This window comes from Microbacterium sp. NPDC058062 (assembly GCF_042885375.1).
In the GTDB taxonomy this organism is placed as follows: Bacteria; Actinomycetota; Actinomycetes; order Actinomycetales; family Microbacteriaceae; genus Microbacterium; species Microbacterium trichothecenolyticum_C.
The window spans coordinates 104,909-124,228 of the sequence record NZ_JBHVSC010000007.1; the positions used below are offsets into that span (position 1 = coordinate 104,909).

The window sequence follows — 19,320 nt, forward strand, 5'->3', positions numbered from 1 at the left end:
AAGGGCCGATGGCTACAGGATCGTAATGCACGATCGACGCGTGACGATGACGTACGGGGAAGCCGAAGTGGCGAAGACGACAGCACGGGGCCGCTGGCAGGATCTCGCGGACCGGCTGGTGCAGGCGACGGCGCCGTACGCGTCTCCGAGCGGTTCGCTCGTCGTGCTTCCGGGCCCGGCGAGCGCCTCGGGACGCTGGAGCGACGGGCTCGAGGGCTTCGCTCGCACCGGCCTGCTCGCAGCCTTCCGCGTGGCCGGCGCCGGCGGCGACGACCCGGCCGGGCTGCTGGAGCGGTTCGCCCGCGGCTTCGCCGCAGGAACCGACCCGTCGCACGCCGAGCGCTGGCCCACGATCGGCGAGCGCCGACAGGCCGTGCCGGAGGCGGCATCCCTGGCGATCCTCCTGTCGGAGACCCGGCCTTGGCTCTGGGACCGCCTCGACCCCGCCGTGCAGGAGCGCACGGTCGCCTGGCTCGCCGGCGTGGTGGGCACGAGCGGCTACACCAACAACTGGACGTGGTTCCAGACGGTGATCGAGGGCTTCCTGCAGTCCGTGGACGGCCCCTGGAGTCAGGACGACCTCGACCGCAACACCGAGATCCAGGAGAGCCTGTACCTCGGCGACGGCTGGTACTCCGACGGCGCAGGCCCCGACGGGTCGCGCCAGAACTTCGACCACTACGCGGGCTGGGCGTGGCACGTCTACCCCCTGCTGCACGCGCGGATCCTCGGCACCGACCTCGAGCAGGTGCATCGCGACCGCCTCCGGGAGTTCCTCGGTCAGGCGCGCGACCTCGTCGGCTCCGACGGCGCCCCGCTCTTCCAGGGCCGCTCGCTCACCTACCGCTTCGCGACGCTCGCACCGTTCTGGGCGGGCGCGCTCGCGGGCGAAACCCCGCTGGCACCGGGCGGCACGCGGGTGCTCGCCGACAGCGTGCTCGACCACTTCCTCGACGCCGGGGCCGTCGACGAGCGCGGCCTGCTGTCGATCGGCTGGCACCGCGAGTACCGCACGATCCGGCAGGCGTACACCGGCTCGTCGTCGACGTACTGGGCGAGCAAAGGCCTGATGGGCCTGCTGCTGCCCGAGCACCACCCCGAATGGTCGGTGCAGCCGCACGATGTCCAGGCCGAGCCCATCCGCACGCGGCTCCTGGTCGCACCGGGCTGGCTCGTGGTGCGCTCCGAGGCCGACGGCATCGTGCGCGTTCTGAACCACGGTTCGGACGGCTTCCGCGGCCCCGCAGGCGGTGTGCGCGCCGACAACCCCTTCTACCACCGGGTCGGCTATTCGACGACCTCCTCCCCCGACCTCTCGGCCGGCGGGATCGCCAAGCCCTTCGAGTCCCATGTCGCGCTGCTGGACGGTACTGGTGCCCCGTCCCACCGCGACCGCATCGAGCGGGTGCACCTGGACGACCGCGTCGCGGTGTCGCGGTCGCGGGTGCACTGGCTCGACACCCCCGAAGCGGGGAGCACGACCGACGTCGCGGGATGGGCGGCGCTGCGGCGCGGCCCGCGGGTGACCGTGGCGTCGGTCGTGCACGGGGTGCACGAACTCCGGCTCGCGTGGTGGGATGCAGCGCCGCGCGCCGCGCAGCCGTCGGCCGCCGACGACCTCGACGCGGTGTGGCCCGAAGAGGGCGGACCGTGGCGCTTCCGCATCGGCGGATGGGCGCTGCCCGTCGAGCCCGGCCGGTGGCGGGCGACCGCACCGACCACCGCGACCCGCGACGACGGCGTGACGACCGCCGTGGTCGGCGTGCGCGGCCTGCCGATCCCCGGGATCGCCCACCGGTCCGGCGGGGACCCGTTCCTCTCCGGGTCGGCGACACCGTGGGCCGCGGGGGCGACCCCGGCCGGCGAGGGCGACGTCGTGGCCGCGCTGGTCGCGATCGGTGCGCAGGAGACGCTCGATCTCGACGCGGTGCCCGCCGTCGAGGTCGAGGCCGGAGGCATCGTCGTGCGCTGGCGCGACGGCGTCGTCGACGTCGTTCCGACCGGCGAGGACCGCGCGTGAGCGCCCTCGCGCGCCCCAAGGCGCTCTTCGCGATGGAGTCCCCGCAACTCGCGTCGGATCTGTTCGGTGCCGCGGCACGCGCCGACCTCGAGCGGTTCGTCCGCCTCGACGATGTCGTGCTGACCCCCGACCTGCCGAGCGTGCCGCCGTCGACGGCCGACACCGAGATCCTCATCACCGGGTGGGGCGCGCCCTCGCTCGACGAGCGGACGCTGGCGCACTGGCCGCGCCTGCGCGCCGTCGTGCACGCCGCCGGGTCGGTCAAGCGCCTCGTGACCCCCGCCGTCTGGGAACGAGGCATCCGTGTCTCCAGTGCCGCCGGCGCGAACGCGGTCCCGGTCGCGGAGTACACCCTCGCGACGATCCTGCTGAGCGCCGGAGACGTGCTCCGCTCGGCGCGCGACTTCACGCGGACGCACGACATGATCGCGGCCCGCCCGCGAGGCGGGGTGGGTGCCTTCGGCATCACCGTAGGCGTGGTGGGCGCATCCCGCATCGGCCGGCGCGTGATCGAGCTGCTGCAGCCCTTCGACATCCGATGCGTCGTCTTCGATCCCTCGCTCGACGCCGCGAGTGCATCCGCACTCGGCGCGGAGCTCGTGAGCCTTCCCGAGCTGCTCACGCGCTCGGAAGTGGTCACCATCCACGCGCCCGCGCTCCCGGAGACCTTCCGCATGATCGGCCGCGACGAACTCGCGCTCATGGCCGACGGCTCGACACTGATCAACACCGCGCGAGGGTCGCTCGTCGACACCGATGCCCTCGTCGCCGAGCTCGCGACCGATCGGCTGCGGGCGGTGCTCGACGTCACGGACCCCGAGCCGCTGCCGCCGGGGCATCCACTGTTCTCACTGCCGGGCGCCACCCTGACGCCTCACATCGCGGGCTCGATCGGCAACGAGCTGCGTCGGCTCGGCCGTCATGTCGTCGCGGAGGTCGAGCGCTTCGTGCGCTCGGGCGACCTCGCCGACGAGGTGACCTCGCCGGATCTCGCGCGCATCGCGTGATGCGCAGGCAGGCTGCGACGCGGTGGCCGGGGCCCGGCGTCACATGCGGATGCGCCCCGGCCGCGAGTACACGTTCAACGAGGTGCCCCGCGAGAACCCGACGAGGGTGAGTCCGGACGCCGCGGCCAGCTCGACGGCCAGTGACGACGGCGCCGAGACCGCGGACAGCGCGGGGATCCCGGCCATGATCGCCTTCTGGACCAGCTCGAAGCTGGCGCGGCCCGACACCTGCAGCACGGTTCCGCTCAGCGGCAGGAGATCCTCGAGCACCGCCCAGCCGATGACCTTGTCGACGGCATTGTGCCGGCCGACGTCTTCCCGGAGCACGAGCAGCTCGCCGGACGCCGCGTCGAACAGCGCCGCCGCGTGAAGCCCTCCGGTCTTGTCGAACACCGCCTGCCCGGCGCGCAGCGCATCGGGCAGGCCCGCGAGCCAGCTCGCGGGGAAGGTGACGCCATCGCCTTCGACGTCGTGCGGCGACTGCTTCTGGATGGCCTCGATGGACGCGGTGCCGCAGACACCGCAAGAGCTCGTCGTGTAGAACTTGCGGGCGATGTCGGTGACCGCGGGCGCAACCTCCGCAGCCAAGGTGACGTCGAGCACGTTGTACGTGTTCGACGCGGTGCCGTCGGCCAGGGATGCTCCTGTGCCCGGCCCTCCGCAGTGGATCGCGGAGCGGAAATCGCGCCCTGACCGGATGACGCCCTCGCCGGTCAGGAAACCCGCCGCGAGCTCGATGTCGTTGCCGGGTGTGCGCATCGTCACGGTGATCGGCTCACCCGAGACACAGATCTCGAGCGGCTCTTCCACGACGAGCGTGTCGGCGCGACGGCGCACCGCCACGTCGCCGTCGTTCAGCGCGATGCGGGTGACGGGGCTGCGGGCGGTGATGCGGCCCATGTCAGCCGCCGATCGCGTTCATGCCTCGCGCGGGCTGCAGGAACGACGGGTCGTTGATCGCATGCCCCGGCAGCTTGCCGCGCACGCAGGACCGCAGCATCCCGTCCACCTCGCCGTCATCGCCGCCGGTGCGGAGGATCGGCAGCAGGTCGTACTCGGTGGTCGAGAACAGGCAGTTGCGCAGCTGCCCGTCCGCGGTCAACCGCAACCGGTCGCAGTCGCCGCAGAACGGCGCCGTCACCGACGCGATCACACCGACAGTGTGCGGCCCGCCGTCCAGGGTCCACCGTGCCGCCGGCGCCCCGCCCCGGCCCGGCACCGGCGTCAACGTCCACCGCCGACCGAGGGCGGTGAGGATCTCGTCCTGCGTCACCATCCGCGACCGATCCCACGTATGCCCGGCATCCAACGGCATCTGCTCGATGAACCGCATCTGCGCATCATGCGCGATCGCGAACTCCACCAGCTCCACCAGCTCGTCATCGTTCACGTCCCGCATCGCCACCGCGTTCAGCTTCAGCGGGCGCAGCCCGGACGCCCCGGCCGCCGCGATCCCCGCCAGCACATCATCCAACCGATCCCGGCGGGTGAGGGCATGGAACCGGTCACGGCGCAGCGTATCGATCGAGATGTTCAACCGGGTCAGCCCGGCCCCCACCAGCGCGGGCAGCAGCTCCGGCAGCCGGATCCCGTTCGTCGTCATCGCGACCTCCACCGGCCGCCCATCCGGGCCGGTGATCGCGGCGAGACGGCGCACCACGTCGACGATGTCCGTGCGCAGCAGCGGCTCCCCACCGGTGAGCCGGAACGTGCTGATCCCGTCCGCCGCAGCCACCCGCGCGATCCGCACGATCTCATCCAGCGTCAGGATGCTCGTCTTCGCCAACCACTCATTGCCCTGCTCCGACATGCAATACGTACACCGCAGCGAACACCGATCCGTCAACGAGACCCGCAGATCCCGATGCACCCGCCCATGCGTATCCACCAACGGAGCGCCCATCGACCCCACCGGAGCAGCATTCGGAGCGGCGACCACACCGGAAGAGGCGGACACCGCGGGCTGCAGCATCCGTCGCCCGATCGTCACCGGGATCGCCGTCATCCGCCGAGACCCAGCCAGGTGGCGGTGCCGTCGATCTCGACCTGCCGCTTCCACACCGGGAGGTCAGTCTTGATCGTCTCGATGAGCGTGCGGCAGACGGCGAACGCGTCTCCGCGATGCGCGGAGGCGACGGCGATCACGACCGCGACATCGCCGACACTCAGGTGCCCGACCCGATGCGAGACGGCGACGAGCGCATAACTGCCGGCCACGGCGGACTCGGCGATGCGCTGCAGCGCGCTCTCGGCGTCGGGATGCGCGGAGTACTCCAGAGCATCGACGGTGGACGCGGCATCCGGATCGTGATCGCGCACGCGACCCACGAACGTCGTCACCGCCCCCACCGCGGGGTCGTCGACCGCCCGCAGGTGCGCGTCGAGGTCGAGTGGCGCCGAGCTGATCGCGGCCAGGCGCACGGCCTCTCCGCTTCCGAGCGCTGCCCGGGCGAGCATGCTCACGCGCGCCGCTCGAGGCGGACGATGACGGCCTTCGAGGTGGGCGTGCCCGACACGTCGGCGACGGAGTCGAGCGGCACGAGCACGTTCGTCTCCGGGTAGTAGGCGGCGGCGTTGCCCTTGGGCGTGTTGTAGGCGACGATGCGGAACTCGTCGGCGCGACGCTCCTCGAGGGAGCCGTCCGGGCGGACCCACTCCGACACCAAGTCGACGATCTCGTCCTCGGCGAAGCCCAGATTCTGGATGTCCTTGGTGTTCACGAGCACGACGCGGCGGCCGTCGTGGATGCCGCGGTACCGGTCGTCCTTGCCGTAGATCGTGGTGTTGTACTGGTCGTGCGAGCGGAGGGTCTGCAGCAGCAGCCGGCCTCGCGGGATGTGCGGGTACTCGAGCGGGTTCGCGGTGAACCGGGCCTTGCCGTCGACGGTCGCGAAGCGCCGGGCGTCGCGCGGCCCGTTGGGCAGGAAGAACGTACGGCCCTTCTGGATGCGCGTCTCGAAGTCCTCGAACCCGGGGATCGTGCGCTCGATGTGCGAGCGGATGAGCGCGTAGTCGGCCTCGAGCGCCGCCCAGTCGGCCTGAGGGACGTTGTTCGCCTGCCGCACGGCCGTCTTGACGGGCGTCACCCTGGGCTCTTCGATCTCACCGTGCTCAGGCAGACCTCGCTCGGCATCGCCGCCGTGGGAGACCGGTGCTGTCGCCGGAGAGGATCCCCCGCCGAACACCAGCGCGCACAGCCGCGCCACGATCGCGACCTCGCTGAGCAATTCCTCCGACGGCGGGGCGAGCCGCCCGCGCGAGGCGTGCACGGCCCCCATCGAATCCTCGACGGTGACCCGCTGCTCCGCGCCGCCGCGGCGATCGCGGTCGGTGCGGCCGAGCGTGGGCAGGATGAGCGCGCGGCGCCCGGTCACGGCGTGCGACCGGTTGAGCTTGGTCGAGACGTGCACGGTCAGATCGACGCGGGCCATGGCGGCCTCGACGACCGCGGTGTCGGGAGTGGCCGACACGAAGTTGCCGCCCATCCCCATGAAGAAGCGCACCCGGCCGTCGCGCATCGCGCGGATGGCCTCGACGGTGTCGAACCCGTGCTCCCGCGGAGCGCGGAACGAGAACTCGCGGTCGAGAGCCGCGAGGAACTCTTCGGCAGGCTTCTCGTAGATGCCGACGGTGCGGTCGCCCTGCACGTTGGAGTGTCCGCGGACGGGGCAGACGCCGGCGCCCGGGCGTCCGATGTTGCCCTGCAACAGCAGGACGTTGACCACGTCGCGCAGCGTCGGCACCGAGTGCTTGTGCTGCGTCAGCCCCATCGCCCAGCACACGATCGTCGAGGTGGAGGTGCGCACCTCCTCGCCGATCTTGCGCAGCGTCTTCTCGGGGAGCCCCGTCGCCTTCACGAGCTCTGGCCACGCGGCATCCGTCATCGCCTGACGGTAGGCGTCGAAGCCGCTGGTGTGCTCAGCGATGAAGTCGTGGTCGAGCACATCGCCGTCGGCGGCCTCCGCCTCGAGCAGGTGCTTTCCGATCGCCTGGAACAGCGCCTGGTCGCCTCCCGCTCGGACCTGCACGAAACGGTCGGCGATCTTGGTGCCGCCGAACGCGACGCCGCGAACGGTCTGCGGGTTCTCGAAGCGCATGAGGCCGGCCTCGGGCAGCGGGTTGACGGCGATCACCCGGGCGCCGCGCTGCTTGGCCTTCTCAAGGGCCGACAGCATGCGGGGGTGGTTGGTACCGGGGTTCTGCCCGGCGACGATCAGCAGGTCGGCTTCGTGGATGTCCTCGATCGAGACGGTGCCTTTGCCGATGCCGATGGTCTCGGTGAGGGCGGATCCGGATGACTCGTGGCACATGTTCGAGCAGTCCGGCAGGTTGTTCGTGCCGACGCCTCTGACCAGCAGCTGGTACAGGAATGCGGCCTCATTGGAGGTGCGTCCGGAGGTGTAGAACACGGTCTCGGCGGGTTCGTCGACGGCCCGCAGTTCGTCGGCGACGATCCGCAGCGCGTCGTCCCACGAGACGGGGCGGTAGTGCGAATCGCCCTCCTCGAGGAGCATCGGGTGCGTCAGCCGCCCCTGCTGCCCGAGCCACCAGTCGTCGTGGGTGCGCAGTTCCTCGACGGAGTGCGCGGCGAAGAACGCCGGCCCCACGCGGCGCAGCGTCGCCTCCTCGGCGACCGCCTTCGCGCCGTTCTCGCAGAACTCCGCCACATGGCGCTTGTCCTCTTCGGGCCACGCGCAGCCAGGACAGTCGAAGCCGTCCTTCTGGTTCACGCGCATGAGCGTCTGCACGGAGCGTTTGACGCCCATCTGCTCGTTCGCGATCTGCAGCGCGTGCAGCACCGCGGGCACGCCCACCGCGACCTTCTTGGGTCGCGACACGTGCATGCGCGTCTCGTCGATGTCTGTGGAGGGGGGCTTCGTCGCCATGGCGCCAGGTTAGGGCCCGCGACGGGGCGCCTCTCGCGTCGCGGTGACGGCGGCGCCTGCCCGTGGATTTTCGCGCACGCGATGGCGTGGGATCCGCTATCATCGCGCGCCGGCGCGTCAGACCGGAGGCGTCACCAGTCGGCGCGCCGCCGCGTCGACCGCCAGCGACAGCGGCGGCCGCGGCTCCTCTCCGAGCGTCGCGAGGACGATCGGGATGCTGACCTCGGGGCGCACGATCTCGGCGACCTTCACGCCGATGCTCGCGGCCGCCTTCGGGACCGCCGAGCGCGGTACCACGCTGACCCACTCCCCCGTCCGCGCGAGGGCGAGCAGCGCCTCCACCGAGTCCACCTCGACCCGCGGGCGCAGCCGCACGCCCCGCTCGGCCAGCGCGTCGTCGAGGATCTGGCGCGCCCGCATGCCCGGCTCGAGGACGCAGACCGGCAGTCCCTCGAGCGCGGCCAGCTCGATCGTGTCGCCGAAGTCGGTCCTCGACGCCGCACCCACGACGACGAGGCGATCCGTCTCGACGAGGATGTGCCGGATGTCGTCGGCCGCTGCCGCCGACGGGTGCAGCAGACCGGCATCGAACTCGAACGAGCGAAGTCCGGCCACCACCTGCTCGGAGGTCAGACCGGTGATCAGCCGCACCTGGAGGTCGGGGTGCGTCGCGCACAGGTCGGCGAGCACCCGGGCCGCCAGTGCGACGCCCGAGGGGATGACACCGACACGCACGACTCCGTTGAGGCGGGCCGCGGCGCTGCTGACCTCGTCCTTGAGCGCCCGGTGGTCGGCGATCATCCGCCGGGCCCACACGAGCACGGCCTCGCCCTCGTGCGTGAGCCCCTGGAACGAGCGCCCGCGCCGGACCAGCGGCACGCCGAGCTCCGCCTCCAGTTTGCGGATCGATTCCGACAGCGCCGAGGCTGACACGAAGGACGCGGCGGCGGCGCGGCCGAAGTGCTGCTCCCGCGCGACCGCGACGAAATACTCGAGCTGGGTGAACAGCATCCCGCGCCTCCTCGTGTCGTCGCGAGATCGATCTTCGCAGCGATCGATCTGGCGTTGCTGTTCGCACGCTCGCGAGAAGGGATTCCCGCCGAAGGAGATGTGTGGAGCCACCTAAGGGAATCGAACCCTTGACCTAATCATTACGAGTGATTCGCTCTGCCGACTGAGCTAAGGTGGCGGGCCTCGCTTGCGCGACGCACAAGCAACGATCTTACAGGGTCCGGAGGGTGCTCGCGAACCACGGCGGCCGAGGCATCCGTTCCGGACCCGATCCCATCTTCCGACGGACTCGGTGTCGACGTGTTACGGCCAGGTTTCGGGATGCCCGGCACGCCCACGTAGGTTCGAACCCGGTCCGCGACGAAGCGTGCGCGGTCCGTGGATCGTGCGCGCGGTCACAAGCCCGAGACGGGCCTCGATCCACAGGAGCACTCACATGTCCACGTCCAAGAAGCTCGCCGCAGCAGCAGCACTCGCGCTTCCCCTCGCCCTCCTCCTCGCCGGCTGCGCCGGGACCGGAACGGATGCCGCCGCCGGCGCCTCCGACGAGAACGAGGTCGTCCGCATCGGCGTCGTCGACTCCGGCGACCCGTACTGGGAGACCTACAAGGAGGCCGCGGCGGACGAGGGCATCGAGGTGGAGCTCGTCAACTTCAGCGAGTACACCCAGCCGAACCCCGCCCTCTCGGCGGGCGAGCTGGACCTGAACCAGTTCCAGCACATCATCTACCTCGCGACCTACAACGTGCAGAGCGACGACGACCTCCAGCCGATCGGCGCCACGGCGATCTACCCGCTCGGCCTGTACTCGTCGCAGTACGAGTCGACCGACGACATCCCCGAAGGGGCCACGGTCGCCGTTCCCAACGACGAGTCGAACCAGGCGCGCGGCCTCCTCGTGCTCCAGTCGGCCGGCCTCATCGAGCTGAAGGACGGCGGCTCGGTGTTCTCGACCGTCGCCGACGTGCTGCCCGAGTCGAAGGTCAAGGTCGAGGCGCTCGACGCCGCATTCACCGCGACCTCGCTGCCCGATGTCGCCGCGTCGATCGTCAACAACGACTTCCTCGCGGACGCGAACCTCACCCCCGAGGACGCCATCGCCACGGACGACCCGACCGACCCGAGCGCGTTCCCGTACATCAACATCTTCGCGGCGAAGGCCGAGGACGCCGACAACCCGACGTACCTCAAGCTCGTGGAGATCTACCAGAACACGAAGGCCGTCCTGGACGGCGTCGTCGAGGCGTCGGGCGGCACCGCCGTCCTCGTGAAGACCCCGGTGGACGAGCTCGTGACGTCGCTCACCGACGTCGAGGACGACATCCGCGCCAACTCGTAAGACACCGCCGACTGCGGCACCGCCTGTGCGGCCCGTTCGCGCCTCGCGCGCACGGGCCGCACACGCGCGTTCCGCCGAGGAGCACCCATGACCCTGATCCGCCTGACCGGCGTGACCAAGACCTTCCCCCCGCCCGCCAAGGACGCCCCTCCGGTGGCCGCGGTCGACGACGTGTCGCTCGACGTCGCCGCCGGCGAGGTGTGCGGCATCATCGGCTACTCCGGTGCCGGCAAGAGCACCGTGCTGCGCCTGGTGAACGCGCTCGAGACGCCGACCTCCGGCACCGTCGAGATCGACGGCCGCGACATCACCCACCTGCGCGAGCGCGAACTGCGCGAGCTGCGCGGCGACATCGGCATGATCTTCCAGCAGTTCAACCTCTTCGACTCCCGCACGGTCGCGAAGAACATCGCCTACCCGCTCGAGGTCGCGCGCCGTCCGCGCGCCGAGATCGCCGCGCGCGTCGACGAGCTCCTGCGCTTCGTCGGGCTCGCCGACAAGGCCAAGAGCTACCCCGAGCAGCTGTCGGGCGGCCAGAAGCAGCGCGTCGGGATCGCCCGAGCGCTCGCCACGAGCCCGCGCATCCTCCTCGCCGACGAGGCGACGAGCGCCCTCGACCCCGACACGACGCAGGAGGTGCTCGCGCTCCTCAAACGCATCAACGAGGAGCTCGGCGTGACCATCCTCGTGATCACCCACGAGATGGACGTGATCCGCACCCTCGCCGACCGCGTCGTCGTGATGGAGAACGGCCGCATCATCGAGAGCGGCGCCGTCTTCGACGTGCTCTCCACGCCTCAGCACGCGGCCACGCGCCGTTTCGTCGCGAGCATCATCGAAGACGTCCCCGTCGGCGACCAGCTGCGCACCCTGCGCGAGCGCCACCCCGGTCGCATCGTCACGTTCACCATCCGCGACGGCGACGTCACGCAGGCCGATGTCTTCGCCGCGCTCTCGTCGCACGGCGTGCGCTTCGAGCTCGTGCACGGCGGCATCAACGACATCGGCGGCCGCGTCTTCGGGCATCTCACGCTGGCATTGACCGGAGAGACGGATGCCGTGCAGCAGGCCATCGACGCGGCCTCGGCGTTCGCGTCGCTGATCGAGGAGGACGCCCGTGGATAGGCTCGTCGACCTGCTTCCCCAGCTGTGGGAGGCCACCGCCGAGACGCTGTACGTGGTGTCGCTGAGCCTGGTGTTCGGCGGTATCGCCGGGCTCTTCGTCGGACTCGCGCTGTATGCCACCCGGGCCGGGAGCCTGTTCCCGAACCGGTTCCTGTTCGGCACCATCAACGTCATCGTGAACTTCTTCCGGCCGATCCCGTTCGTGATCCTGCTGGCGGCGGTGCAGCCGATCGCGCGCAGCCTGGGCATCCCGGGCATCGGACCCGAGTTCGGCATCTTCGCCATCACCATCGCGTCGCTCTTCGCGATCAGCCGCATCGTCGAGCAGAACCTGCTGACGGTCCGGCCGGGCGTGATCGAGGCGGCCCGCGCCACGGGTGCGAGCCGCTCGCGGATCCTCCTGCGCCTGCTCCCCCGCGAGGCGCTCGGCCCGCTCATCCTCGGCTACACCTTCATCGTCGTCGCGCTCGTCGACATGACAGCGATCGCCGGTGCCGTCGCGGCGGGAGGCCTCGGAGAGTTCGCGATCGTGTACGGCTTCAAGCAGTTCAACCCGGCGGTGACCTGGGCCGCGGTGCTCGTGATCATCGTGATCGTGCAGCTGGTGCAGTTCCTCGGCAACGCGCTGGCCCGCCGCGTGCTGCGCCGCTGACGACCACGACTTCGGAAACAGAAAGCGGATGCCGCGACCCTGAGGTCGCGGCATCCGCTTTCTGTCGTTCGTCAGTTCACTCGCAGCGCAGGCCGTCCTGCGGGGGCGTGCCCTCGAGCAGGTACGTCTCGATCGCCGAGTCGACGCACGAGTTGCCCTTGTTGTACCCGGTGTGGCCCTCGCCGACGCGCGTCACCAGCACGCCCGACGAGAGCTGGTCGGCCAGCGACACCGACCACTCGTACGGGGTCGCCGGGTCGTTCGTGGTGCCCACCACGACGATCGGCGCGGCGCCGTCGGCGGTGATGCGCTCGCGCACGCCGGTGGGCGGGTACGGCCACACCTCGCAGGGGTCGGGTCCGAACCAGTAGGGCGCGATCGTGGGGGCTTTCTCGGCGAGGGCGGCCTCGGCCGCCGCCAGGTCCTCGTCGGTGGCACCCGTGGGGTAGTCCATGCAGTTGTAGGCGCGGAACGCCTCGGTCTGGTTGCCGGTGTACGTGCCGCCCTGGCGGTCGTAGTAGAAGTCCGCCAGCTGGAACGCGATGTCGGCGTTGCCCTGGAGCACGTCCGTCAGCGCCATGGTGAGGTAGCCCCAGCTGTCCTGCGAATACAGTGCGGCGACGATGGCCGTCATCAGGGAGTCGGAGCCGAGCAGGCGGCCGTCGGCGTTCGGGATCGGGTCGCGGTCGACGCTCGCGAGCAGCGTTCCGAGGTCGGCCATCGCCTCGTCGACGGTGCCGCGGAACGGGCAGTCCTTGTCGGTCAGGCAGTCCGCCATGTATGCGCGCAGGGCCGACTCGAACCCGATGCCCTGGGTCACGTTGACGTCGAGGTTCGACACCGACGGGTCGACGGCGCCGTCGAGCACGAGCCGTCCGACCTTCTCGGGGAACAGCTTCGCGTACGTCGCGCCGAGGAACGTGCCGTACGAGTAGCCGAGGTAGTTCAGCTCCGCGTCGCCGAGCACCGCGCGGAGCAGGTCCATGTCGCGGGCGGAGTTCTCGGTCGTGATGTACGGGAGGATGCCGTCGCTGTTCTCGTCGCACGCCTCGCCGAAGCTCTTGTGCCGTGCGAGGAGCTCGTCGGCCCAGGCATCCGTCCCGCGCGCACCCTCGGGGATGTCGAACAGGTACGCGTCCATGTCGGCCGCGTCGTAGCAGGTCACCGCGGTCGACTCGCCGACACCGCGCGGGTCGAAGCCGATGACGTCGAACTGCCGGCGCACCGGCTCGCTCACCGCGAACGACACCGAGTCGCGGATCAGTTGGACACCGCTGGCGCCAGGCCCGCCGGGATTGGTCAGCAGGGACCCGATGGGGTCGTCGGTGCCTTCGGCACGGCTGCGGATGACCGACAGCTCGATGTCGCCCTTCGTCGGGTCGGACCAGTCGAGGGGCGCGGTCACCGTCGTGCAGTCGAACGTCTCGTTGCAGCTGGACCAGTCGAGCGTCTGCTCGTAGTACGGCAGCAGGTTCTCGGCGACGCCGTCGGTGTCGGCCGCCTTGCTCGAGCTCGGACGCGGCGACGCGTCGGGGATGATCGCCGACAGGCAGCCGCTGAGGACGACGGATGCTGCGACCAGGCCGGCGACGACGGCAAGAGCGCGACGACGTCGGCGGGGACGGGTCGGGTTCACGGGATCCTTCCGCTCGCGACGGTGACGAGCATGCTCTCGAGCGCCAGGGCGGGCGCGGCGTTCAGTTCGAGGTTCTCGCGGGTGACGCCGATGCGGTCGACGACCGTGAGCGTGCGCTCCGGCGTCCACGCGGCGGCGAGGGCCCGCAGGTCGGGCTCGAGCTCGCGGTTGATGAGGTCGGCGTCCCGGCCGAACTGCAGCAGCAGCACGTCGCGGAACATCGACTCGAGGTCGGTGAGCACGCGGTCGATGCCGTCGCGCAGGCTGCGCGTGGCGCGACGCTTCTGCTCGTCCTCGAGCGCCGACAGCTGCGACCGCACGGCGGGCGGGACCGCGGCCCCTTCGGCGATACCGAGGGTGCGCAGGAGCCCGGTGCGCTCCGCCTCGTCGCGCTCCGCCGTGAGCGCCTTGGCATCGTCGGTCGCGGCGGCGACGATCGCGCCGGCGACCTCGACCGCGTCGCCCACGCCACGCACCGCGAGCACGCCGCGCAAGGTGGCGTCGCGGCGTGCGCGGGCCGCGGCATCCGTCGCGAGCCGCTGTGCCATGCCGATGTGGCGCTGCGCGTGCCGGGCGGACTCCTCGGCGATCGCGGGGTCGACACCGCTGCGTCGCACGATGAGGTCGGCGACGTCGGCGACGTCGGGCTCGCGCAGGCGCAGCGTGCGCACCCGGGAGCGGATCGTCGGCAGCAGGTCGGCGTCGCTGGGCGCGCACAGCACCCAGACGGTGCGCTCAGGCGGCTCTTCGAGGGCCTTCAGCAGCACGTTCGACGTACGCTCCGCCATGCGATCGGCGTCCTCCATGACGATGACGCGGTACCGCCCGAGCGAGGGCGCGAAGTACGACCGCTCGACGAGGGCGCGCGCGTCCTTGATGGAGATGATGACGCCCTCGGTGCGCAGCGCCGTGAGGTCGGGGTGGGTGCCGGCGAGCACCTGGTGCATCGTGCGCTCGTCACCCGGCTCGGCGATCAGTGCGGCCGCGAAGGCGTGGGCCAGCGTGGACCGGCCGGAGCCGGGAGGACCGGTGATGAGCCATGCGTGGGTCATCGATGCGGGATCGGATGCTGCTTCCCGCAGCGCCGCGACGGCATCGGGCTGCCCCCACACGTCGCCCCAGGGGAACGCCTGGTCGTCCGTCGCGGGAGACGCCCCAGCGACAGCGGCGACCGGCTCCATGCCGACCAGCCTAACCATCCCGCCGGACACCGGCTGTGCGTACGCCGAGCGTTCGCCTCATGCGAGGAGCGGCTCCACGCGTGCCCGCACGGCGGCGGCGAGCTCGTCCGGCGGGAGCGAGGCGTCGAGCACGAGGAAGCGGTCCGGCTCGGCGGCGGCGAGGGCGAGGAACTCCTCGCGCACGCGGGCGTGGAAGTGCTCCTTCTCGGACTCGAGCCGATCGAAGGGCTTGTCGTCGGCGTCGAGGCGCTCGCGTGCCGATGCGGGGTCGAGGTCGAGGAGCACCGTGACGTCGGGAAGGAGGCCCCTGGTCGCCCACAGGGAGAGCTCCCGGACCTCGTCACGCCCGAGGACGCGTCCCGCACCCTGATACGCGACCGACGAGTCGAGGTAGCGGTCCTGGATCACGACCTCGCCGCGCGCGAGCGCGGGCCGCACCAGCGTCTCGATGTGGTGCGCCCGGTCCGCGGCGTACAGCAGCGCCTCCGCCCGCGGAGCGACCTCTCCCCGGTGGTGCAGGACGATGTCGCGGATGAGAACGCCGACCTCGGTGCCGCCGGGCTCGCGCGTGCGCACGACGGTGCGGCCGGCATCCGTCAGCCACGCGTCGAGGAGCGCCGCCTGCGTCGTCTTGCCGACGCCGTCGCCGCCCTCGAACGTGACGAACAGCCCTTCGACGGACTCGGGGACCGGGCGGGTGTCGTCGCCGCCCGTCACTTCTTCGCCGCGGGCTTGCGCGTCGTCGTCGTGCGGCGCGCCGGGCGCTTGGCCGGGCCCTTCGCACGCTTGTCGGCGAGCAGCTGCACCGCGCGCTCGAACGTGACCTCCATCGCGTCCTCGCCGCGCGGGATCGTCGCGTTCGTCTCGCCGTCGGTGACGTACGGGCCGAAGCGGCCGTCCTTCAGCTTGATCGGCTTGCCGCTCGTCGGGTCGGCCTCGAACTCCTTGAGGGCCGACGACGCACCGCGCGCACCGTACTTCGGCTGCGCGTAGACGGCGAGCGCCTCCTCGAGCGTGATGTCGAAGATCTGCTGCTCGCTCTGCAGGGTGCGCGAGTCGGTCCCCTTCTTGAGGTACGGACCGTACCGGCCGTTCTGGGCGGTGATCGGGGCTTCCGTCTCGGGGTCGACGCCGACCGTGCGCGGGAGGTCGAGCAGCTTCAGCGCGGTGTCGAGGTCGATCGCGTCGACCGACATCGACTTGAAGAGCGAGGCGGTGCGCGGCTTCGGCGCGACCTCTTTCTTCGCGCCGCGCTTCTTGGGCGCGGGCTCCGGCTCGACCGCGACGACCTCGCCGGTCTCCTCGTCGACGGCTTCCTCGGCGGGCGGGTCGGTCTCCTGGACGTACGGGCCGAAACGGCCGTCCTTCACGACGACGAGCTTGCCGTTGGCGGGGTTCTCCCCCAGCACGCGGTCACCAGCGACGGGGGCGTCGATGAGCTCCTGCGCGCGCGCCGGCGTCAGCTCGTCGGGCGCGAGATCCTCGGGGATGTTGACCCGCCGGGGCTCGGCGTCCGGCTTCTCGGCGTCGGGCACCTCCAGGTACGGGCCGTACTTGCCGAACCGCAGCGTCGCGACGTCGCCGATGGGCGTCGAGTTGAGGGCGCGCGCGTCGATCTCTCCGAGGTTGTCGACGATGTTCCGGAGGCCGACGTGGTCGGTTCCCCCGAAGTAGAAGTCCTGCAGCCAGTCCTGCCGCTTCTGCTCGCCGCGGGCGATCGCGTCGAGGTCGTCCTCGAGCGCCGCCGTGAAGTCATAGTCGACGAGGTCGGCGAAGTGCTGCTCGAGCAGGCGCACGACGCTGAACGCGAGCCAGCTCGGGATGAGCGCCTGGCCACGCTTGGTGACGTAGCCGCGGTTGAGGATGACGTCGATGATGCTCGCGAACGTCGAGGGGCGGCCGATGCCCTTCTCCTCGAGCGCCTTGACGAGGCTCGCCTCGGTGTAGCGGGGCTTCGGGCTGGTGGCGTGACCCTTCGGCTCGACGTCGCGCAGGCGCAGCACGTCGCCCACCGCCATCGCCGGCAGCGACTGGTCGTCGGACTTGTCGCTGTCGCCGCGCTTCTCGTCGCGGCCCTCCTCGTAGGCCTCGAGGAAGCCCTTGAAGGTGTACACGGTTCCGGATGCCGTGAACTCGGCGCGGCGACCGGCCGCCGCGACCTCGAGGGTCACGGTGGTGGTCTCGTACTTCGCGTCCGACATCTGGCTGGCCATCGTGCGCTTCCAGATGAGGTCGTACAGGCGCAGCTCGTCGCGGTCGAGCTGGCCGGACACCTCGGACGGTGTGCGGAAGGTCTCGCCCGACGGGCGGATGGCCTCGTGGGCCTCCTGCGCGTTCTTGCTGTTGTTGCGGTAGCTGCGGGGGTTCGGCGGCACCGACAGGTCGCCGTACATCTTGACCGCCTGCTCGCGCGCGGCCTGCACGGCCTGCGTCGACAGCGCCGTCGAGTCGGTGCGCATATAAGTGATGTACCCCTTCTCGTAGAGACGCTGCGCGACGCCCATGGCGTGCTTGGCGCTCATCGAGAGCTTGCGACCGGCCTCCTGCTGGAGGGTGGAGGTCGTGAAGGGCGGCTTGGGGCTGCGGGTTCCGGGCTTGGACTCGAGGGCGGTGACGGATGCCTCGGCCGCCGCCTCGATCGCGGCGGCGAGTTCGCGCACCTGCGCCTCGTCGAGGACGAGGACGGCCTTCTTCAGCTCACCGCGGTCGTCGAAGTCGGTGCCGCGGGCGAGCACCGCACCGTCGACGCGGGCGAGGCGGGTCGAGAACGAGTCGTCGATGCCCTGCGGGCGGTTGGGCGCGGCGAGCGCCTCGATGTCCCAGTACGACGCCGACACGAACGCCATGCGCTCGCGCTCGCGGTCGACGACGAGGCGCGTCGCGGCAGACTGCACGCGGCCCGCCGAGGTGCCCTGCTGCACCTTGTACCAGAGCACGGGGCTGACGTCCCAGCCGTAGAGGCGGTCGAGGATGCGGCGGGTCTCCTGCGCGTCGACAAGGGCGAGGTCGAGCTCGCGGGTGTTGCCGACCGCAGCCTGGATCGCGTCCTTGGTGATCTCGTGGAACACCATGCGCTTGACGGGGACCTTGGGCTTGAGCGTCTGCAGCAGGTGCCACGCGATGGCTTCGCCCTCGCGGTCTTCATCGGTGGCGAGCAGGAGCTCGTCCGCCCCCTTCAGCGCGCGCTTGAGTTCGGCGACGGTCTTCTTGCCGCGCTCGCTCTCGACGTAATACGGGTCGAAGCCGTTGTCGATGTCGATCGAATACTTCCCATAGGCCTGCTTCTTATCGGCCGGGATGTCGCGCTTGTCCGCCAGGTCGCGGATGTGCCCGACGGAGCTGAGCACCTCGTAGCCATCGCCGAGGTACCCCTGGATCGACTTCATCTTCGTCGGTGACTCGACGATGACGAGCTTCTTGCCTTCTGCCAACGGGGGCGTCCTTTCTTCGACGCAAACCATACACGCCACTTCTCGGTGCAGGGGCTGTGAGACGTTATCAAGGAGGCGGCCCAGCCCGTGCGGTGGCCTGCGCGGTGACCGGCCCGAGGCGCATCGACACGGTCACCGTCGCGATCAGCTCGTCGAGCTCGCAGGCCTCGATGACGCCTCCGAAAGTGCCCGCGACCTCGGCCGCACGTTCGCAGGGGGCGCCGGGCACCGCGCCGGAGGCCGCGTCCGCCGCGGCGAGCGCACCGGCGTCGGCCGCCGAAGCCAGTCGCTGGCTCACGACCGCCGCAGCGCCGGCACCGGCGAGCGCCGCCGCGAGGATGGCGGCCGCGCCGACGATCCCGACCGCCGCCATCGTCCCCGCCATCAGCCCGGCCCGCCCGCCGGCGGCGTGACGGCGTCGTCGGGCGCGTTCACAGGCCGCCCGCCAACGCGCATCCGGCCGCCGTCACCCGCACTCCGAACAGCGCCGGAGCGGATGCCGCCACGCACACGAGATCCCCCTGAGCGGTGATGTCGACGGATGCCTCCGCCACCGTCGTCGCGACGGCGTCGCGCACGCGCTGCTCGGACTCGCCGCGGGCGCTCAGGCGGGCAGCATCCGCCACCGCGTCCTGCAGGCGCACCTGCCGCGACGCTCCCGCGAGGATGCCGACCCCGACGAGCAGGACGAGCGCGACGGCGGGGAGCGCGACCGCGAACTCGGCGACGACCGCACCGCGATCGTCGCCCAGCCGCGGCTGCATCACGCCACCGTGAGCGCGCGTCGCACGAGGTCGGTGAGGATGGTGCGCACTTCATCGGACCGCATGATGACGACGAGGAGGCCGGCGAAGGCGACCGCTGCCATCGTCGCGATGGCGTACTCGGCGGTCGCGGCGCCGGTGTCGCCCTCCCACGTGCGTTCGACGTCGCGCGGCGCGAACAGGCGTTCGGCGCGGCGACGCGTGAGACGCGGCACGACGAGGTCGGTTCGGGACAGGGACATGGGTTCTCCGTTCGATGGATTCGTGG

At 71.0% G+C, this 19,320-nt stretch carries 16 protein-coding genes, 1 tRNA gene and 1 pseudogene; 5 read left to right on the forward strand and 13 right to left on the reverse strand.

Features of this window, described 5'->3' with window-relative positions:
* Window positions 1–25: 25 nt before the first annotated feature.
* On the forward strand, window positions 26–2,020 hold the full coding sequence (locus ACFVSU_RS20285; protein WP_387147282.1) for a DUF2264 domain-containing protein: 1,995 nt from the start codon (window positions 26–28) through the stop codon (window positions 2,018–2,020).
* Window positions 2,017–3,027 carry a hydroxyacid dehydrogenase gene (locus ACFVSU_RS20290; protein ID WP_387147285.1) on the forward strand — a complete coding sequence of 337 codons (1,011 nt, stop codon included), beginning with the start codon at window positions 2,017–2,019 and terminating at the stop codon, window positions 3,025–3,027. Before ACFVSU_RS20285 ends, ACFVSU_RS20290 begins: the two co-directional genes overlap by 4 nt.
* Window positions 3,028–3,066: 39 nt before the next feature.
* On the opposite strand, the gene fdhD is transcribed toward ACFVSU_RS20290, so the two are convergent.
* The 6 genes from fdhD to ACFVSU_RS20320 form a co-directional block, all read right to left on the reverse strand.
* Window positions 3,067–3,927, reverse strand: coding sequence for a formate dehydrogenase accessory sulfurtransferase FdhD (fdhD, locus tag ACFVSU_RS20295; protein WP_387147288.1), 861 nt, complete (start codon window positions 3,925–3,927; stop codon window positions 3,067–3,069).
* Between the two features lies 1 nt (window position 3,928).
* A complete protein-coding gene (gene moaA / locus ACFVSU_RS20300; protein WP_387147291.1) occupies window positions 3,929–5,032 on the reverse strand; it encodes a GTP 3',8-cyclase MoaA in 1,104 nt (367 codons plus the stop codon).
* Window positions 5,029–5,484, reverse strand: a complete 456-nt coding sequence (locus ACFVSU_RS20305; RefSeq protein WP_387147400.1) for a molybdenum cofactor biosynthesis protein MoaE — start codon at window positions 5,482–5,484, stop codon at window positions 5,029–5,031. Before ACFVSU_RS20305 ends, moaA begins: the two co-directional genes overlap by 4 nt.
* 2 nt (window positions 5,485–5,486) lie before the next feature.
* A complete protein-coding gene (locus ACFVSU_RS20310) occupies window positions 5,487–7,913 on the reverse strand; it encodes an FdhF/YdeP family oxidoreductase (protein WP_387147294.1) in 2,427 nt (808 codons plus the stop codon).
* A gap of 117 nt (window positions 7,914–8,030) precedes the next feature.
* Entirely contained in the window at window positions 8,031–8,924 is an 894-nt protein-coding gene (locus ACFVSU_RS20315) for a LysR family transcriptional regulator (protein ID WP_387147297.1), read from the reverse strand.
* 102 nt (window positions 8,925–9,026) lie between these two features.
* Window positions 9,027–9,102: transfer RNA gene (locus ACFVSU_RS20320), tRNA-Thr, on the reverse strand.
* Window positions 9,103–9,360: 258 nt separating this feature from the next.
* Here ACFVSU_RS20320 and ACFVSU_RS20325 point away from each other — a divergent pair.
* From ACFVSU_RS20325 to ACFVSU_RS20335, 3 genes are all read left to right on the forward strand, one after another.
* Entirely contained in the window at window positions 9,361–10,263 is a 903-nt protein-coding gene (locus ACFVSU_RS20325) for a MetQ/NlpA family ABC transporter substrate-binding protein (RefSeq protein WP_387147300.1), read from the forward strand.
* An 87-nt stretch (window positions 10,264–10,350) separates the two neighbouring features.
* Complete coding sequence (locus ACFVSU_RS20330) at window positions 10,351–11,388, forward strand: methionine ABC transporter ATP-binding protein (protein ID WP_387147303.1); 1,038 nt, start codon at window positions 10,351–10,353, stop codon at window positions 11,386–11,388.
* A complete protein-coding gene (locus tag ACFVSU_RS20335) occupies window positions 11,381–12,040 on the forward strand; it encodes a methionine ABC transporter permease (protein WP_045298035.1) in 660 nt (219 codons plus the stop codon). The genes ACFVSU_RS20330 and ACFVSU_RS20335 overlap by 8 nt, the downstream gene beginning before the upstream one ends.
* Window positions 12,041–12,116: 76 nt before the next feature.
* Here the strand turns inward: ACFVSU_RS20335 and ACFVSU_RS20340 are convergent, their stop codons facing one another.
* The 7 genes and pseudogenes from ACFVSU_RS20340 to ACFVSU_RS20370 form a co-directional block, all read right to left on the reverse strand.
* Complete coding sequence (locus tag ACFVSU_RS20340; protein ID WP_387147306.1) at window positions 12,117–13,676, reverse strand: alpha/beta hydrolase; 1,560 nt, start codon at window positions 13,674–13,676, stop codon at window positions 12,117–12,119.
* Window positions 13,673–14,857 carry a DNA polymerase III subunit delta' gene (locus ACFVSU_RS20345; protein WP_387147309.1) on the reverse strand — a complete coding sequence of 395 codons (1,185 nt, stop codon included), beginning with the start codon at window positions 14,855–14,857 and terminating at the stop codon, window positions 13,673–13,675. Before ACFVSU_RS20345 ends, ACFVSU_RS20340 begins: the two co-directional genes overlap by 4 nt.
* 57 nt (window positions 14,858–14,914) lie before the next feature.
* Window positions 14,915–15,574 carry a dTMP kinase gene (tmk, locus tag ACFVSU_RS20350; protein ID WP_387147312.1) on the reverse strand — a complete coding sequence of 220 codons (660 nt, stop codon included), beginning with the start codon at window positions 15,572–15,574 and terminating at the stop codon, window positions 14,915–14,917.
* A pseudogene (gene topA, locus ACFVSU_RS20355) lies at window positions 15,574–18,288 on the reverse strand (type I DNA topoisomerase); the annotation flags it as partial. The gene tmk and the pseudogene topA, both read right to left, overlap by 1 nt.
* 67 nt (window positions 18,289–18,355) lie before the next feature.
* Window positions 18,356–18,661 carry a helicase gene (locus ACFVSU_RS20360; RefSeq protein WP_387147314.1) on the reverse strand — a complete coding sequence of 102 codons (306 nt, stop codon included), beginning with the start codon at window positions 18,659–18,661 and terminating at the stop codon, window positions 18,356–18,358.
* A gap of 58 nt (window positions 18,662–18,719) precedes the next feature.
* Window positions 18,720–19,052, reverse strand: a complete 333-nt coding sequence (locus ACFVSU_RS20365; RefSeq protein ID WP_387147317.1) for a TadE family type IV pilus minor pilin — start codon at window positions 19,050–19,052, stop codon at window positions 18,720–18,722.
* Window positions 19,052–19,294, reverse strand: coding sequence for a DUF4244 domain-containing protein (locus tag ACFVSU_RS20370; protein ID WP_387147320.1), 243 nt, complete (start codon window positions 19,292–19,294; stop codon window positions 19,052–19,054). Before ACFVSU_RS20370 ends, ACFVSU_RS20365 begins: the two co-directional genes overlap by 1 nt.
* Window positions 19,295–19,320: the final 26 nt, after the last annotated feature.

Bases quoted from the DNA above. Each gene is read 5' to 3' on its own strand.
- ACFVSU_RS20360 (WP_387147314.1), bottom strand. From the start codon at position 18,661: ATGGCGGCGGTCGGGATCGTCGGCGCGGCCGCCATCCTCGCGGCGGCG.
- ACFVSU_RS20365 (WP_387147317.1), bottom strand. From the start codon at position 19,052: ATGCAGCCGCGGCTGGGCGACGATCGCGGTGCGGTCGTCGCCGAGTTC.
- moaA (WP_387147291.1), bottom strand. From the start codon at position 5,032: ATGACGGCGATCCCGGTGACGATCGGGCGACGGATGCTGCAGCCCGCG.
- ACFVSU_RS20325 (WP_387147300.1), top strand. From the start codon at position 9,361: ATGTCCACGTCCAAGAAGCTCGCCGCAGCAGCAGCACTCGCGCTTCCC.
- ACFVSU_RS20310 (WP_387147294.1), bottom strand. From the start codon at position 7,913: ATGGCGACGAAGCCCCCCTCCACAGACATCGACGAGACGCGCATGCAC.
- ACFVSU_RS20345 (WP_387147309.1), bottom strand. From the start codon at position 14,857: ATGGAGCCGGTCGCCGCTGTCGCTGGGGCGTCTCCCGCGACGGACGAC.
- ACFVSU_RS20285 (WP_387147282.1), top strand. From the start codon at position 26: ATGCACGATCGACGCGTGACGATGACGTACGGGGAAGCCGAAGTGGCG.
- ACFVSU_RS20370 (WP_387147320.1), bottom strand. From the start codon at position 19,294: ATGTCCCTGTCCCGAACCGACCTCGTCGTGCCGCGTCTCACGCGTCGC.
- ACFVSU_RS20305 (WP_387147400.1), bottom strand. From the start codon at position 5,484: ATGCTCGCCCGGGCAGCGCTCGGAAGCGGAGAGGCCGTGCGCCTGGCC.
- ACFVSU_RS20330 (WP_387147303.1), top strand. From the start codon at position 10,351: ATGACCCTGATCCGCCTGACCGGCGTGACCAAGACCTTCCCCCCGCCC.
- fdhD (WP_387147288.1), bottom strand. From the start codon at position 3,927: ATGGGCCGCATCACCGCCCGCAGCCCCGTCACCCGCATCGCGCTGAAC.
- ACFVSU_RS20315 (WP_387147297.1), bottom strand. From the start codon at position 8,924: ATGCTGTTCACCCAGCTCGAGTATTTCGTCGCGGTCGCGCGGGAGCAG.